The 16,491-nt window shown below is 66.6% G+C and carries 13 protein-coding genes and 1 pseudogene; 8 read left to right on the top strand and 6 right to left on the bottom strand.

Going from position 1 to position 16,491, the window contains the following annotated elements; all coding sequences use genetic code 11:
* Window positions 1-17 precede the first annotated feature (17 nt).
* Complete coding sequence (locus FOB72_RS08510; protein ID WP_150372122.1) at window positions 18-1,328, top strand: YihY family inner membrane protein; 1,311 nt, start codon at window positions 18-20, stop codon at window positions 1,326-1,328.
* A gap of 27 nt (window positions 1,329-1,355) precedes the next feature.
* Here the strand turns inward: FOB72_RS08510 and FOB72_RS08505 are convergent, their stop codons facing one another.
* Both FOB72_RS08505 and FOB72_RS08500 read right to left on the bottom strand, forming a co-directional pair.
* Window positions 1,356-2,177, bottom strand: coding sequence for an alpha/beta fold hydrolase (locus FOB72_RS08505; protein WP_150372121.1), 822 nt, complete (start codon window positions 2,175-2,177; stop codon window positions 1,356-1,358).
* Complete coding sequence (locus tag FOB72_RS08500; RefSeq protein WP_150372120.1) at window positions 2,177-3,493, bottom strand: O-acetylhomoserine aminocarboxypropyltransferase; 1,317 nt, start codon at window positions 3,491-3,493, stop codon at window positions 2,177-2,179. Before FOB72_RS08500 ends, FOB72_RS08505 begins: the two co-directional genes overlap by 1 nt.
* 228 nt (window positions 3,494-3,721) lie before the next feature.
* Here FOB72_RS08500 and FOB72_RS08495 point away from each other — a divergent pair, with 228 nt between their 5' ends.
* The 5 genes and pseudogenes from FOB72_RS08495 to FOB72_RS08475 all read left to right on the top strand — a co-directional run.
* Window positions 3,722-4,198 (top strand): CBS domain-containing protein, encoded by a 477-nt coding sequence (locus FOB72_RS08495; protein WP_150372119.1) that lies wholly within the window; start codon window positions 3,722-3,724, stop codon window positions 4,196-4,198.
* Window positions 4,199-4,280: 82 nt separating this feature from the next.
* A complete protein-coding gene (locus tag FOB72_RS08490) occupies window positions 4,281-6,182 on the top strand; it encodes an MFS transporter (protein ID WP_150372118.1) in 1,902 nt (633 codons plus the stop codon).
* An 11-nt stretch (window positions 6,183-6,193) separates the two neighbouring features.
* Window positions 6,194-6,988, top strand: a complete 795-nt coding sequence (locus tag FOB72_RS08485; protein WP_150372117.1) for a glutathione S-transferase C-terminal domain-containing protein — start codon at window positions 6,194-6,196, stop codon at window positions 6,986-6,988.
* A gap of 80 nt (window positions 6,989-7,068) precedes the next feature.
* Complete coding sequence (aroC, locus tag FOB72_RS08480) at window positions 7,069-8,166, top strand: chorismate synthase (protein WP_150372116.1); 1,098 nt, start codon at window positions 7,069-7,071, stop codon at window positions 8,164-8,166.
* Between the two features lie 77 nt (window positions 8,167-8,243).
* Window positions 8,244-9,480: pseudogene (locus FOB72_RS08475) on the top strand (MFS transporter); the annotation flags it as partial.
* Here the strand turns inward: FOB72_RS08475 and FOB72_RS08470 are convergent.
* Together FOB72_RS08470 and FOB72_RS08465 are read right to left on the bottom strand one after the other, a co-directional pair.
* On the bottom strand, window positions 9,408-10,505 hold the full coding sequence (locus tag FOB72_RS08470) for an NAD(P)/FAD-dependent oxidoreductase (RefSeq protein WP_150372115.1): 1,098 nt from the start codon (window positions 10,503-10,505) through the stop codon (window positions 9,408-9,410). The pseudogene FOB72_RS08475 and the gene FOB72_RS08470 overlap by 73 nt on opposite strands.
* Before the next feature lie 27 nt (window positions 10,506-10,532).
* A complete protein-coding gene (locus FOB72_RS08465) occupies window positions 10,533-11,240 on the bottom strand; it encodes a FadR/GntR family transcriptional regulator (protein ID WP_150372114.1) in 708 nt (235 codons plus the stop codon).
* Between the two features lie 242 nt (window positions 11,241-11,482).
* Here FOB72_RS08465 and FOB72_RS08460 point away from each other — a divergent pair, with 242 nt between their 5' ends.
* Window positions 11,483-12,370, top strand: a complete 888-nt coding sequence (locus tag FOB72_RS08460) for a flagellar brake protein (RefSeq protein ID WP_150372113.1) — start codon at window positions 11,483-11,485, stop codon at window positions 12,368-12,370.
* Between the two features lie 40 nt (window positions 12,371-12,410).
* Here the strand turns inward: FOB72_RS08460 and FOB72_RS08455 are convergent, their stop codons facing one another.
* Window positions 12,411-13,334: a hypothetical protein gene (locus FOB72_RS08455; RefSeq protein WP_150372112.1), complete on the bottom strand. Its 924-nt coding sequence runs from the start codon at window positions 13,332-13,334 to the stop codon at window positions 12,411-12,413.
* A 188-nt stretch (window positions 13,335-13,522) separates the two neighbouring features.
* Window positions 13,523-15,208, bottom strand: a complete 1,686-nt coding sequence (locus FOB72_RS08450; protein WP_150372111.1) for an electron transfer flavoprotein-ubiquinone oxidoreductase — start codon at window positions 15,206-15,208, stop codon at window positions 13,523-13,525.
* Window positions 15,209-15,540: 332 nt separating this feature from the next.
* Between FOB72_RS08450 and FOB72_RS08445 the strand changes: the two genes are divergently transcribed.
* Complete coding sequence (locus FOB72_RS08445; protein ID WP_150372110.1) at window positions 15,541-16,326, top strand: SDR family oxidoreductase; 786 nt, start codon at window positions 15,541-15,543, stop codon at window positions 16,324-16,326.
* The last annotated feature ends 165 nt before the right edge of the window (window positions 16,327-16,491 follow it).

Genomic DNA, 16,491 nt, shown 5'->3' with positions numbered 1-16,491 from the left:
AGGAATATCGGACTCGCATGGCCGCTGCACGCATCGCCCGCCTGCGCAGGGAATGGAACCTGCAGAAGGTGCGCGCGCTTTCCCGTTACGCATTGCGCCGCGCCGCCGAAGACCGCCTGCCGCAGGTCTCGGCAAGCCTGACGTTTACCACCGTGCTGGCCGTGGTGCCCGTGCTGACCGTCGCGTTCGCGCTGTTGGCCGCGTTCCCGGTCTTCCGCGAATTTCGTGGCGAAATCGAGGGCTTCCTGTACCAGAATCTGATTCCGGGCGGCAATATCAGCGACTCGGTCTCGCGCTATATCGGGCAGTTCGCCAAGAGCGCGCGGGGGTTGACCGCGCTGGGCCTGGTCGGCCTGATGCTGACCTCGGTGCTGACGATGCTGACCGTCGAGGATGCGCTCAATGCGATCTGGCGCGTCAAGCGCCGGCGGCCGTTCGCGCAGCGCGTGCTCGTGTTCTGGGCCGTGCTCACGCTCGGCCCCGTGCTGATCGGCGCAAGCCTCTCGATCAGCTCTTATCTGATCTCGATCTCGGCCGGTTACGTATCCACGATTCCGTTCGGCGTGGGGCTATTGGTCGGCGTCACTCCGGTGGCCCTGTCGGCTATCGCGTTCGCGTTCCTCTATATGGCGGTGCCGTATGCGTACGTGGAATGGCGCGACGCGATCGCCGCGGGACTGGTGGCGGCCATTGCATTCGAAATCGCCAAGCGCGGCTTCGGGTACTTCATCACGCATATCCCGACTTACACCGCGGTCTACGGCACGTTCGCGGTGCTGCCGCTGTTCCTGCTCTGGATGTACGTCAGCTGGCTCGTCACGCTGCTCGGCGCGACCATCGCGGCGAACCTGCCGGTGATCCGGCAGGGCTACTGGCGCCGCCGCACGTTCGCGGGCAGCGAGTTCTTCGACGCGCTGGGCGTGCTGTACCTGCTGTACCGCGCGCGCGACGAGATGCCGCGCAGCGTGGGGGAGCTCGATATGGGCCGCAAGCTGCGGGTGGAGGCCGATTATCTGGCGAGCCTGCTGGGCAAGCTCAAGGGCCTGCATCTGATCGGCAAGCTCCAGCAGGAGCGCGGGCAAGCGCACTGGGCACTGCTGTGCGACCCGTCGCAGGTCACGCTGCGGGTCCTGCATGACCGGCTGGTGCTGAACCTCGCGCGCCTGCCGCGCACCGCGCTCGCGCACCAGATGCAGGGCGTGGAACGCCTGCGCGGCATCCTCGACAATCCGCAGCTGGACCAGCCGCTGGAGGTGGTGTTCCGGCAGCAGGAAGAGGGCAAGCCGGTACTCGAGGTGGTGCCACCCGGGTGGCACGGACAGGTTTAGGCGCATCGAACGGCGCGGGCGCGACGCTCAACGGCCCTGCACCCGCCGCGCAAACGCTCCCAACGCATCGAGCACCTCGTCCGGCCGCTCCCCCATCAACGCATGCCCGCAGGGCACGGTCACGATGGACGCATCGGCCATGCGCGCGGCCAGCGCCTGCGCCGCCTTGGGCGATGTCATCTGGTCCTTCGTCCCCATGACGAACAACGCCGGACACCGCACCGCCGAAGCCGCTTCCTCGCCATGCGCATACGCATTGCACGCCGTGAAGTCGGTATGGAACACATGCGCGCCCGGATTGCGCCGCGACACGCGTTCCATCAGCCGCTGGCTACCCCCATGCATCCACGCCCCGGGTCCCGGCGACGAAGGCTTGTTGGCAAGGCTGGACAGCGACCACTGCGTGACCATCGCAATCGCCTCGGGCTCCCGATGCAGCGCCGCCTCGAGCAGCGCCTCGGACACCTTCATCGGATAGGCCGTCGCCAGCAGCCCGATGCCCCGCACGCGATCGGCATGCCGCGCCGCGCATTCGAGCGCGATCAGCGAGCCCATGCTGTGTCCGAACACGAGCACGGGCGCTTCCACCCCGGCCGCCGCCACCAGCGCCATGACCCAGTCGGCCATCGCCTCGACGGTCGTGAGCGGCGCACCGGCGCTGCGCTGATGCCCGGGCAGATCCACGGCCAGCACCGAGAACCCGTGATTGGCGAACCACCGCGTCTGCAGGCTCCAGACCGTGTGGTCGTTCTGCGCCCCGTGCACGAACACGGCACAGGGCAGGGCGGGATTGAACGGCTTGCCGCCGGTATAGGCATAGACCTGCTGGCCAAGAACCGTGAGTTCCATCAGCGAGCTCCTCCCTTGGCACCGGCACCCATCGCGCGCTCCGCGGCCTTGAGCCCGCGCTTGAGGTCGTCGATCAGATCATCGGCATCCTCGAGCCCGATCGACAGCCGGATCGTGCCCTCGCCAATCCCCGCCGCCTTCAGTGCGGCCGCGTCCATCCGGAAATGCGTGGTCGAAGCGGGATGAATCACGAGCGACCGCGCGTCGCCCACATTGGCCAGATGGGAGAACAGCGACAGGCTCTCGATAAACCGCTGTCCCGCCACCCGGTCCGCCCGCAGATTGAAGCTGAACACCGCGCCGCACCCGCGCGGCAACAGCCGCTTCGCGAGCGCGTGATCGGGATGCGATGCGAGTTCGGGGTACGCCACCGCCTCCACCATCGGATGCGCGGCAAGGAAGGCCACCACCTTGCGCGTATTGTCGACATGCCTTGCCATGCGCAACGGCAGCGTCTCGATGCCCTGCAGCAGCTGCCACGCCGCCATCGGATTCATCGCGGCCCCGAAATCGCGCAGCCCCTCGCGCCGCGCCCGCAGCAGAAATGGCGCCACCGTGCTTTCCTCGGTGAACACCATATTGTGAAAGCCCGCGTAGGGCTCCGACAGTTCCGGAAAACGCCCCGATGCTTCGAAGTCGAACGTTCCGCCTTCCACGAGCACGCCGCCGATGGTGGTGCCGTGCCCGCCCAGGAACTTGGTCGCCGAGTGATAGACCATGCCGGCGCCATGGTCGAATGGCCGCAGCAGGTAAGGCGTGGTGAACGTGGAGTCCACGAGCAGCGGAATCCGGTGATCCTGCCCGATCTGCGCGACGGTCTCGATATCGAGCACGTCGAGCCCCGGGTTGCCCAGCGTCTCTCCGAACAGCAGCCGCGTCTCGGGCCGGATCGCCGCGCGCCAGGCATCGATATCGCGCGGATCGACGAACGTGGTCTCGATGCCGAACCGCCGCAGCGTGTAGTGGAGGAGGTTGTGGGAGCCGCCGTAGAGCGCCGACGACGCCACGATATGCGAGCCCGCGCCCATCAGCGTGGCCACCGCCAGATGGAGCGCCGCCTGCCCGGACGCGGTGCCGATGGCCCCGGCGCCGCCCTCGAGCGCGGCCACCCGTTCCTCGAACACCGCGACGGTCGGATTGGAAATGCGCGAGTACACGTGCCCCGCGCGTTCCATATTGAACAGGGAGGCGGCGTGTTCGCTGTCGCGGAACACGAACGAGGTGGTCAGGTGGATCGGTGTGGCGCGGGCCCCGGTGGCGGGGTCTGGCGCGGCGCCGGCATGCAGCGTCAGCGTGTCGAATCGGGTTCCGGACATGAGTGTCTCGCTTGTAGTGGTCTCCGGTGGGCATCCTAGCACCGGCGCGGTGCGGCGCCATCGAGGGAAACGCGCAGGCGCCCGCGTACCGAAGGAATGCTCGCTTTACTTGGCTGCCCGGTTTGGGCTAGCATCGGCGCATCGGACGGGCCTTTCCGGCTTTTCCCTTGCCATTCAGAAACATACATACCGATACAGGCCCGCCTGCCGGCGGCCCCGGAGACCGTCATGAAAGTCAGCGACATCCTGCAGATCAAGGGCAACACCCTGTACACCGTCAACCCGGACACGTCGCTGCTGGAAGCCGTCAATACGATGGCCGAGCACGATATCGGCTCCGTGGTCATCATGGAGTACGGCGAACTGGTCGGCATGCTGACGTTCCGCGAAATCATCGAGACGCTGGCGAAGAACAACGGCACGGTGGGCACGCACAGCCTGCGCAAGATCATGGACGACGCACCGCTGACCTGCACGCCCGAGACCGACGTGAACGAGGTGCGCCGCATGATGCTGGAGCGCCACACCCGCTACCTGCCCGTGCTCGACAACCGCACGCTGATGGGCGTGATTTCGTTCTACGACGTCGCCAAGGCCGTGGTCGAGGAGCAGAGCTTCGAGAACAGGATGCTCAAGGCGTATATCCGCGACTGGCCGGAAGAGCGGACCGAAGAACGTTCGGACGAGCGCACCGCGCAACCCTGAGCGCGCACGCGAAGCGTCTCGGGCGCGCCATCAGCGCGTCTTCTCCCTAGCGCATCAATCGAAGCCGTCTAGAAAGCCATCGATGAGCCAACATAGTCAGTTCCGCCTGCTGGGTCTGCGGCGGTTCGCCCCGTTTTTCTGGACACAGTTCCTCGGGGCCATGAACGATAACGTCTTCAAGGTCGCGTTCACGTCGCTGGTGACGTACCACACGGCACTGTTCGAAGGCGTCGATGCCCACTCCGCCGCGTTCCTGATCTCCGCGATCTTTATCGCGCCATTCGTGTTGTTCTCGGCCACGAGCGGGCAGATCGCGGACAAGATCGAGAAATCGCGGCTGATCCGGCTCGTCAAGTCGCTCGAGATCGCCATCATGCTGCTGGGCCTCGCCGGCTTCTACTGGCATAGCGCGCCGATCCTCTACACGGGCACCTTCCTGATGGGCCTGCACTCGACGCTGTTCGGCCCCGTCAAGTTCGCGTATCTGCCCCAGCATCTGGACCAGACCGAACTGGTCGGCGGCAACGGGCTCGTGGAGATGGGCACGTTCGTCGCGATCCTGTTCGGCACGATCATCGGCGGCGAACTGGCGGGCCTGACCCGCGACGGGGTCGTGGTGGGGCCGCTCTACGTCGGCATCGTCTGCGTGGTGCTGGCCGCGGCCGGGCGCCTCGTCTCGGCGGGCGTGCCGGACTCTCCGGCGCCGCAGCCGGACCTGCGCATCAACTGGAACCCGTTCACCGAGACGTGGCGCAACCTGATGCTCGCGCGCGAGCGCCGCGTGGTGTTCCTGAGCCTGCTCGGCATCTCGTGGCTGTGGTTTCTCGGCGCGACGTTCCTGACCTCGTTCTTCAGCTTTGCCAAGGACGTGCTCGGCGGCGACCAGAACGTGGTCACGCTGCTGCTGGCGGTGTTCTCCATCGGCATCGGCTTCGGCTCGCTGCTGTGCGAACGGCTGTCCAGCCGGCACGTGGAAATCGGCCTCGTGCCTTTCGGCTCCATCGGCATGACCGTGTTCGCGGTGGATCTGTATCTGGCCACGCACGGCGAGGCGTCGTCCGGCACGTTGTCCGGCATCGTCGGATTCATGGGGGCCCCCGGCCACTGGCGCGTGCTGGTCGATCTGTTCGGCGTGGCGATGTTCGGCGGCTTCTACAGCGTGCCGCTGTACGCGCTGATCCAGAGCCGCTGCGCGCCGACCCACCGCGCGCGGATCATCGCCGCCAACAATATCCTGAACAGCTTCTTCATGATCGCGGCCTCGCTGCTCGGCGTGGCGCTGACGTCCGCCGGCTACTCGATTCCGCAGCTGTTTCTCGTCGTCGGCCTGCTCAATGCGGTGGTCGCGATCTACATCTACACCCTGGTGCCGGAATTCCTGCTGCGCTTTATCGCCTGGATTCTCGTGCACACGATCTACCGCCTGCGCCGCATCAATGCCGAGAACATTCCCGACGATGGGCCGGCGGTGCTCGTCTGCAACCACGTGAGCTTTGCCGACGCGGTGGTGCTCATGGCCGCGAGCCCGCGGCCGGTGCGGTTCGTGATGGACCACCGCATCTTCAAGATTCCGTTCCTGTCGTGGTTCTTCCGGCAGGCGCGCGCCATCCCGATCGCGCCCGCGCACGAGAATCCGGAGATGCTCAAGCGTGCGTACGATGCCGTGGCGGAGGCGCTCGGGGAGGGCGACCTCGTCTGTATCTTCCCGGAGGGCAAGATCACGGCCACGGGCGATCTGAACCCGTTCAAGGGCGGCGTGCAGCAGATCATCCGCCGCACGCCGGTGCCCGTGGTGCCGATGGCATTGCGCGGGCTGTGGGGCAGCTTCTTCTCGCGCAAGGACGGTCCCGCCATGTCGCGGCCGTTCCGGCGCGGTATCCAGAGCAAGCTCGAACTCGTCGTGGGCGCGCCTGTGCCGCCCGAGGAGGTCACGCCCGAAGGATTGCAGCAGACCGTGGCCGCGCTGCGCGGCGAGTGGCGCTAGAGGGGAAGACCATGATCACGCTCTACACGTTCGGCCCCGCGTTCGGGCTGCCCGATGCCAGCCCGTTCGTCACCAAGGCGGAGATGCTGCTCAAGCTGTCGGGCCTGCCGTACGAGACGCGGCGCGGCAGCTTCCGCCGCGCGCCCAAGGGCAAGCTGCCGTATCTCGACGATACGGGGCGGATCGTCGCGGACTCCACGCTGATCCGGCTGTATCTCGAGAAGACCTATCACATCGACTTCGACGAAGGCCTCGATGCCGCGCAGCGCGGCACGGCGTGGGCCATCGAGAAGCTCATGGAGGACAACCTGTACTGGGTGGTCGCGCGCGTGCGCTGGCTGGATCGCGAGAACTTCGCGCGCGGGCCCGCGATGTACTTCCGCCGCGTGCCGGCGCCCGTGCGCGGGCTCGTGGAGCGGCTGGTCCAGCGCAAGGTGCGGCAGATGCTGTGGAGCCAGGGCGCGGGGCGCTATACCGACGACGAACTGGTGGTGCTGGCCAATCACGGCGTGGGCGCGATCGCGGATGTCCTCGGGGACAAGCCGTACCTGATGGGCGACCGGCCATGCGGCGCGGACGCCACGCTGTTCGCGTTTGCCGGTGCGCTGATGTCGCCGGTGTTCGAGACGCCGATCCGCACGGCGGCCGAGGCGCGGCCCAATCTGGTGGCCTATATCGCGCGCATGCGGCGCGAGTTCTATCCCGACTTTGCGTTCCCCGTCGCGGCCAGCCCGGCGTTGGCCGCGCCCGCCATCGAGGGTGGCGTCGCCATGCCCAAAGCGGCCAATGGCGCGGTCCGGGAGTAGGGGACGCCAGCGGGGCGCCGATCGGGACCCAAATTAGCCGTACAATGTAGGCCGTTTTTGACTTCTCGGCGGTTTCGATCATGTCCGGCAATACCCTTGGCCTGCTGTTCACTGTCACCACGTTCGGCGAATCGCACGGTCCCGCCATCGGCGCCGTCGTGGACGGCTGCCCGCCGGGCCTGTCGCTGACCGAGGCCGACATCCAGGGCGACCTCGATCGCCGCAAGCCCGGGACCTCGCGCCACGTCACGCAGCGCAAGGAGCCCGATCAGGTCGAGATCCTGTCGGGCGTGTTCGAGGGCAAGACCACGGGTACGCCCATCTGCCTGCTGATCCGCAACACCGACCAGCGCAGCAAGGACTACGGCAATATCGTCGAGACCTTCCGTCCCGGTCACGCCGACTACACCTACTGGCAGAAATACGGCATCCGCGACTATCGCGGCGGCGGCCGGTCGTCGGCCCGCCTGACCGCGCCCGTCGTGGCCGCGGCGGCCATTGCCAAGAAGTGGCTGCGCGAGCAGTACGGCACCGAGATCCGTGGCTATATGTCGGCGCTCGGCGAGATCCAGGTGCCGTTCATCGACTGGAAGCATGTGCCGGAGAACCCGTTCTTCGCGCCCAATGAAGATATCGTCCCCGAGCTCGAGACCTATATGGACGCGCTGCGCCATGACGGCGACTCCGTCGGCGCGCGGATCAACGTGGTGGCCAGCGGCGTGCCGGTGGGCCTCGGCGAGCCGCTGTTCGACAGGCTCGATGCCGATATCGCGCACGCGATGATGGGCATCAACGCGGTCAAGGGCGTCGAGATCGGCGCGGGCTTCGGCAGCGTGGCCCAGCGCGGCACCGAGCATGGCGACGAACTGTCGCCCGAGGGCTTCCGCACGAACAATGCGGGCGGCGTGCTCGGCGGTATCTCGACCGGCCAGGACATCACGGTCTCCATCGCGATCAAGCCGACGTCGAGCATCCGGTCCCCGAAGGGATCGATCGACAAGGCGGGCACGCCGGCCACGGTCGAGACGTTCGGCCGTCACGATCCGTGCGTGGGCATTCGCGCCACGCCGATCGCCGAAGCGATGCTCGCGCTCGTGCTGATGGATCACGCGCTGCGCCATCGCGCGCAGAACGGCGACGTGCACGTGGACACCCCGCGCATTCCGGCACAGTCTTGAGCGCCAGCCGGAGCGAGAAACAGGGCGGGGCGAGCGAGCGGACCGGCATCGATACCGCGACCTATCTTCGCTTCGGGCTGTTCTATCTCGGTTATTACGGCTATGTAGGCGTCATCTCGCCCTATATCAGCCTGTATTTCTCCGGACGCGGGTTCTCGCCCGTGCAGATCGGCGTGCTGATGGCCTGCTTTCAGGTCAGCCGCATCGTCGGCCCTTATCTGTGGGGCTGGCTCTCCGACGTCATGCACACGCGCGTGCGGATTCTTCGCCTGACGGCGGTGTCCGCACTGCTCGCCTTCCTGATCGTGCCCGGGGTGGAAACCTATGGCGGCATGATGGCGATGATGATCGGCCTCAATCTGATCACCAGCGCGATGTCGCCGCTCGGCGATGCGCTCACCATCTCCACGCTGCGCCGCCATGGCGCGTTCGACCACCGTTACGGCCGGGTGCGCATGTTCGGTTCGGCGGGCTTTATCGGCGCGGTACTGTTGGGTGGCGCGCTGTTCGAGCACTTCGGCATTCTCGCGTTTCCGTGGCTCGCCAGCGCGATGCTGGGCCTGTTCGCGCTCGTGGTGCTGGGCATGCGCGACGCCACGGACGACGGTCCCCGCGTTCGGCCGCCGCCCGCATTGCCATTGCTGCGCCGTCCCGACGTCGCATGGTTCTTCGCTTCCGCATTGCTGATGATGTTCGCGCATGCGGCGCTCTATGTCTTCTACTCTCTGTATCTCGAGCGGCTCGGCTACGGCAAGCTGGCCATCGGCGTAATGTGGACCATCGGGGTGGTTGCGGAGATTGTTTTCTTCTTCTACCAGGGCCGTTTGTTCTCGCGCTTTGCATTGCGCACGATCCTGGCAGGGACGTTCGTGCTGGCGGCGGTGCGGTTCGGCCTCACGGGCTACCTCGCGCAGTTCGCGTGGCTGATGGCCACGGTGCAGATCCTCCATGCCGCGACGTTCGCCGCGCACCACAGCGCAAGCCTCAAGCGGCTGCAGCACTGGTTCGCGGGGCCGCTGCAGGGGAGGGGGCAGGCGCTGTACACGGGTATCTCGTACGGCGTGGGCGGCACCCTCGGCGGCCTCGCCATGGGCTGGACATGGAAGACCCTGGCGCCGTCGCACACATTCGGCCTCGCCGCCATCGCGGCGTTGCTCGGCGCGTGCTGTGCGTGGAAGAGTTTTCGTTACGACGAGGTGGAGAAGGGTTGGGGGTGAGATTGGCTGGGTTGGAGGGGCGCCTCAAACCAATCCCACCACCCGCTCCGCAATCGCCAGCGACGACGTCAACCCCGGCGACTCGATCCCGAACAGATTCACCCACCCCGGCACCCCATGCACGCCCGGCCCATCGATCCGGAAATCCGCCGCGGCCTCCGAAGGTCCGCTGATCTTGGGCCGAATCCCCGCATACCCGGGCTGCAACGCCCCATCGGCAAGCCCCGGCCAATACCGCCGCACTTCGGCATAGAACCCATCCGCATCGTGCGGCGGCACGCTGTATTCGATCTCGTCGATCCACCGCACATTCGGCCCGAACCGCGCCTGTCCGCCGAGGTCCAGCGTCAGATGGACCCCGAGCCCGGCCGCCTCCGGCACCGGATAAATCAGCCGCGAAAACGGCGCGCGTCCCGCCAGCGTGAAATAGCACCCCTTGGCGTAAAACTGCGGCGGCACATGCGCCAAAGGCATCCCGTCGATACGCCGCGCAAGCTCCGGCGCGGTGAGCCCCGCGGAGTTCACCACGGTGCGCGCCAGCAGCGTCGTCGTCCCCTCGCCCCCGACCTCGAGCCGAATCCCCTCGGCCGTGACCGCCCCCGATAACACCGGCGACTGCACCGCCAGCATGGCCCCGGCATTCTCCGCATCGCCAAGCAGCGCCGTCATCAACCCGTGGCTATCGATGATCCCGGTGGAGGGCGAAAGCAGGGCCGCCTCGCATTCGAGCTGAGGTTCCAGTGCCCGCGCCTCGTCGCGCGTGAGCATGCGCAGATCGTGGACGCCATTGGCTGCCGCCTTCGCGCGAATGCCCTCGAGCGTCGCCACCTGACCCGCGCTCGTCGCGACGATGAGCTTGCCGCAACGCCGATGCTCGACATAATGGCTCTCGCAAAAGTCGTACAGCATCGCCTTGCCCCGCACGCACAGCTCGGCCTTGAGCGACCCGGCAGGGTAGTAGATGCCCGCGTGGATCACCTCGCTGTTGCGGGCGCTGGTTATCGTCCCGAACGCATTCTCGGCCTCGAGCACGATGACCTCGCGCCCCTGCAGCGCGAGCGCGCGCGCCACCGCTAGTCCCACGACGCCGGCGCCAATGACGACGCAATCGACCTGTTCCATCCAATGCTCCTCGATACGTGTGATCTGTCAGGACAAAGCGAGCCCCATGCGTGCCGCGGCGGCCGCAAGGTGCGCCTGCGCCGCGGCCCGTGCCCGCGCCGCATCGCCCGCCTCGATGGCCGCGACCAGCGCCGCATGCTCGGCATCGGCCGCGCGCGGCGCGCCGGTCTGCGCGGACAGGCGCGCGCTGTTCTCCCACGCGCGCTGCCGCGCGATCAGCAATTGCTGGCTCACGAAGTCGGTCAGCCCGGTAAAGCAGGGGTTATGCGCGGCCGCGGCAATCGCATGATGAAACGCGACATCGGCCGCCGCAGCACTCGGAAAATCCATCGCATGCGCGTACATGGCATCCAGCGCGGTACGAATCGCCGCGATATCGGCCTGCGTGCGCCGCCGCGCGGCCATCTCCGCGCAGGCCACCTCGACCACGCGCCGCAGCTCGAACAGCTGTTCGAGCGTCGGCCCGCCGTCCGGCGCGCTGGGCACCCGCCACACCTGCCCGCCCGGCGTTTCCGAAACATAGGCGCCGGAGCCCTTGCGCGTCACGAGCACGCCGTCGGCCTTGAGCAGGGCAATGGCTTCCCGCACGATCGGCCGGCTTACGCCAAACGCTTCGGCCAGCCCCGATTCGGCCGGAAGCCGCGCCCCGGCAGGGAATCGGCCGGCCGCGATATCGTCGCGCAGGGTCTGGGCAATACGGTTGGCCAGCGAGGCAGGGCGGGAAAGCGGTTCCATTGATATGTCAGGCTGTCAGACAGCTTTGAATGGACAGATTGTGGCCGCGGCGAGCCGGTCCGTCAAGCCGCAAGGCCGATCCCCCGCTAATGGGGGTCGAGAGAGGGGTCAAGGTTGTCTTCAAACGGTCGATAGCAGATAAATATCAAATCTGGCGGACGCCCACCGTCCGACCGCTCGTGACATTTGCGGATGAGAACGGTCGTTGGACCTTTTCAGCCGCTCTCATGGAGACGCTTGCCATGATCCAGCTATCCCCTCAAGACCTGCCGGTCGGCGCGCCCCTGCCATGGTCGCTGCTCGACGGCGACGGCAACCTGATGCTCGGCAGCGGTTGCGTGATTCCCGACAAGCGCGACCTCGCGCTCGTGTTTCGCCACGGCGTCGTCTGCCGCCCGGACGAGTTGTCCGAAGCGGAGAACGACCCCGTCAGTCCACGCGGCGGCCGCCTGAGCGCGGGCCCGCTCGGCCTGCAGGTCGGCACGCTGCTGCACGTGAAACTGCCCGGCGAAAGTTCGCGCGCGGCGGCCAGCCGGCTGATCGGCTTTATCGATCAGGGCCTGTTCGTGACATGGCCAAGCCTCGGCGGCCGCGAGCTCACGGTGCAGGCTGGCGAAACGCTGCTGCTGCGCGGCTTCTCCGGCCAGGCGATCCATAGCTTCACATCGACGGTCACGGCCGCATGCCGCAGCCCGTTCCGCTATCTGGTGCTGTCGTCGCCCGCGGAAGCCGAACACACGCCGGTCCGCAGCGCCGCGCGCGTCCCCACGCGCCTGGCCGCATACCTCGTGCACGACAACGACGACGAACCGATGGAAGGGCTCGTGGCAAGCGGGATGGCAAGGCTCGGCCTGCTATCGGACCTCAGCACGGGCGGGGCGCTGATCCAGACCTCGGCCCCGGGCCTCGCCATCGGCAGCCGCATCCGCCTGCGCTTCCGCCTGCGCACGGCATCGATCGACAGCGATGTCACGGTCAACGCGCAGGTACGCGGCGCGCCGGCCGGCAGCGAAGACGAAGAATTCCCGGCATGCGGCGTCGCGTTCGACGCGCTGGGCGAACGCGAACTGACGCTGCTGCAGTGCTTTATCTACGAGCAACTGCTGAGCAGCACGCGGATGACGGTGTAGGGGGCCGATCGTTCGACGCATAGCACGCGCGCGGGAAGCGTTACAGGTCGTCCCGCGGGCTCGAGGTCGTCCCGCCTGGGGGCGTGGCGTCATCCGGGCCATCGCGCACGAACCCCGCTTCGCGCATGGCCTCCGCATTGACGCGCAGGCTCATGCCGACGCGGACCGAGCGGAAGTCGGTCTTCTCGGCGGCCACGGCGCTCATATGGTGGATCGTCGCCACCATGCCGTTGTGCACGGTCCGGTCCCCGAATGGGTCGAGCAGCGTCGATGGCGCCGGCATGCTGTCCACGATCAGCAGATGTTCGAAGCCGTCGGTGCCGGTATGGACCACGTAGTGGACGATGCTGGCCGCTTCGTCGCCCACATAGGCCACGGCCGCGAACAGCGGGCGGGCCCCATCGTCCGCGTCGCGAGCATCCTCCTGCATCTCGCGCGCGCGATGGATCCATCGATCGAGCAACTCCTCGGGCGCGCAGCCGAGCCCGCGCGTCCGGATGCTCCACGACAGCCACCGCATGGCGACGGGGTCGTTCCGTGCCGCGTGCAACTGGGCCAGCCATCCATCGAGCGTCGGCGAAACGACTTCGCTGGCTGGCTGTAACGGCGTGACACCGCCGGTATCGAAGCGGAAGCGCAGGGCATGGCGAAACTGGCGTTGCGCGCGGATCCCGGCGCGATGCAGTCCTGCCTCGTCGCGCATCCACGCGTTGGGCGGGGCCGGGGCGACGCGCCACTGTTCGGGCACGATCTCGCGCGTGCGGTAATGCCGCAGCGGCAGGTAGTACCACGCGGGCGCGAAGTCGTTGGAGGGTTTGCCATTGCAGGCGAGGGGGCCGTCGGACGCGGGAGCCGCGTCCGGGATCTCACGCCGGCACGCGGCGTCGAGGAAGTGCTGCGAGGCGGCGTGCAGGCGCGAACTGCATCCGGGCACCGTGGCGACGGCAGGGTCGCCAGCGGCCATGGCCGTTATCGCCCGGCCCAGCAGCGCGCCCGCCAGCACGCGGGATAGCAAGCGACATGGCAAACAACATCGCAATCTACAAAGCGCCGCCCATCGCGTCGAAACACCCATCGTGAAAGCATGCGAAGGAAAAATCCCATCCTAGGCACGCGCGTCACGATCGGAAATGGCCGAAGCCCGAAACTGCCTTACATATTGACGTAGTTCGGACCGCCGCCGCCTTCCGGCGTCACCCACACGATATTCTGCGTCGGGTCCTTGATATCGCAGGTCTTGCAGTGCACGCAGTTCTGCGCATTGATCTGCAGCCGTTCCTTGCCCGCGTCGTTCTGCACGAACTCGTACACACCGGCCGGGCAATAGCGCGCCTCCGGGCCCGCGAACTTTTCCCAGTTCACGTTCACGGGCACGCTCGCATCCTTGAGCGTCAGGTGCGCGGGCTGGTTTTCCTCGTGGTTCGTGTTGCTGATGAACACCGAGCTCAGACGATCGAACGTGAGCTTGCCGTCGGGCTTCGGATATTCGATCTTCTGGCACTCGGCCGCCGGCTTCAGGTACACGTGGTCCGGCTTGGTGCGATGGATCGTCCAGGGCGGGTTGCGAATGCCGAGCTTCGGCAGCAGCCATTGCTCGATGCCCGTCATCAGCGTGGCCGTCGTGCGGCCCTTCTTGAACCACTGCTTGAAGTTCTTCGCCTGCAGCAGTTCCTTGTAGAGCCAGCTCTGCTCGAACGCGGCCGGGTAGGCCGAGAGTTCGTCGTGCTGACGGCCCGCCTGCAGCGCATCGAACGCGGCATCGGCGGCAAGCATGCCGGTCTTGATCGCGGCGTGGCTGCCCTTGATGCGCGAGGCGTTCAGGTAACCGGCTTCGCAGCCGACCAGCGCGCCGCCCGGGAACACGGTCTTGGGCAGCGACAGCAGGCCGCCGGCCGTGATCGCGCGCGCGCCATAGCCGATGCGCTTGCCGCCCTCGAAATACTGGCGGATTTCCGGATGGGTCTTGAAGCGCTGGAATTCCTCGAACGGCGACAGCCACGGATTGGTGTAGTCGAGGCCGACCACGAAGCCCACGGCCACCTTGTTGTCCTCCATGTGATAGAGGAACGAGCCGCCATACGTGGCGGGATCCAGCGGCCAGCCGGCCGTGTGCACGACCAGGCCAGCCTTGTGTTTGGCCGGATCGATCTCCCACAGCTCCTTGATGCCGATACCGTAGCTCTGCGGATCCTTGCCCGCATCGAGCTTGTACTTCGCGATCAGCTGCTTGCCCAGGTGGCCGCGCGCGCCTTCCGCGAAGATGGTGTACTTGGCGTGCAGCTCCATGCCGAGCTGGAAGTTCTCGGTGGGCTCGCCTTCCTTGTTGATCCCCATATTGCCGGTGGCCACGCCCTTGACCGAACCGTCGTCGTTGTAGAGGACCTCGGCGGCCGGAAAGCCCGGGAAAATCTCGACGCCCAGCGCCTCGGCCTGCTGGCCGAGCCAGCGCACGAAGTTCGACAGGCTGATGATGTAGTTGCCCTGGTTATGGAAGCACTCGGGCAGCAGCGCGTCGGGCGTCGCCTTCGAGCCGGTCTCGTCGAGGAACAGGAACTTGTCCTCGGCCACGGGCTGGTTCAGCGGTGCGCCCAGCTCCTTCCAGTTCGGGAAGAGTTCGGTCAGCGCGCGCGGATCCATGATCGCGCCGGACAGGATGTGCGCACCGGGCTCCGAACCTTTCTCGAGCACGCAGACATTGACGTCGCCACCTTTCTCCTGGGCAAGCTGCTTGAGCCGAATCGCCGTGGCCAGGCCGCCGGGGCCCGCGCCAACGATGACGACGTCGTACTCCATGGCTTCGCGGGGGCCGAACTGCTCCAGGAGCTGTTGCTGATCCATTGTCTCTAACCCTCTACTTTTTCGTGGCGGCATGACTGCCGCGCAATGCAGCGCGCAATATGCGAATGCGGGTCTGCGGTTGTGGGAGATGCTGCGGCTGACTGGACGAACCGGGCGTGGCGGGAGAAAAGGCGGGCCCTGTAGGCGTTTTTCCTCTTTCCCTTTGGGGACCAAGTTCTTAGAATCTCCGGCATTGTCCGGGACTCGACACCCTCAGGCAAGACATTTTTTGGAACGATCGTTCTTTTTTTTGATATGCTGCCTTCCGCTTCAGGCAAGGGTAGGCGGCGGACGTCCGGCCTGACTGGCCGTGCCCCCACACCGAGGTAATCATGGGTTTGTCGATCAATCTGGAAGGCAAGGTCGCGTTCGTGACCGGCGCGTCGAGCGGTCTCGGCACGCGTTTCGCCACCGTACTGGCCGCCGCGGGCGCCAAGGTCGTGCTGGCATCGCGCCGCGTGGACCGTCTCAAGGAACTGCGGGCCGCCATCGAGGCGGACGGCGGCAGCGCGCACGTGGTCGGGCTCGATGTCACCGACTTCGACAGCATCCGCTCCGCCGTTGCCCATGCGGAGACCGAGGCCGGCTCCATCGATATCCTGGTCAACAATTCCGGGGTATCCACCACGCAGCGGCTCTCCGAGGTCACGCCCGACGATTTCGACTTCGTGTTCGATACGAACACGCGCGGCGCGTTCTTCGTGGCGCAGGAAGTGGCCAAGCGCATGATCGCGCGGGCCAAGGGCGCGGAAAAGCTCGGCAATCCGCTGCCGCAGGCGCGCATCATCAATATCTCGTCGGTCGCGGGGCTGAAGGTGCTGCCGCAGATCGGCCTCTATTGCATGAGCAAGGCCGCGGTGGTGCAGATGACCAAGGCCATGGCGCTCGAATGGGCGCGGCACGGCATCAACACCAACGCGATCTGCCCGGGCTATATCGAGACCGAGATCAATCGCCATCACTGGGACACCGATGCGGGCCAGAAGCTGATCCAGATGCTGCCGCGCAAACGGCTGGGCAGCCCCGAGGATCTCGACGGCCTGATGCTGCTGCTGGCGTCGGATGCCTCGCGCTTTATCAACGGCGCCGTGATGACCGCCGACGACGGGATGGTATAACCGCAGTCCGCCAATCCGCCCGGCAGCGCGCCAAAAGCGCGCGCGGGCGTGCTGTCCATGAACCTCCGGGCTTATCCGGTCCCTCGGGGTGGGCAGTTCTTGGCATAATCGACAGGCTTTTGCCGTCAAAACATTAAAAACGAGCATGACCGCGCGGCGCACGCA

The organism is Cupriavidus pauculus (assembly GCF_008693385.1).
Classification (GTDB): domain Bacteria; phylum Pseudomonadota; class Gammaproteobacteria; order Burkholderiales; family Burkholderiaceae; genus Cupriavidus; species Cupriavidus pauculus_D.
The sequence above is the reverse complement of the archived record's forward strand: the minus strand, read 5'-3'. Positions and strand labels throughout refer to the sequence as shown.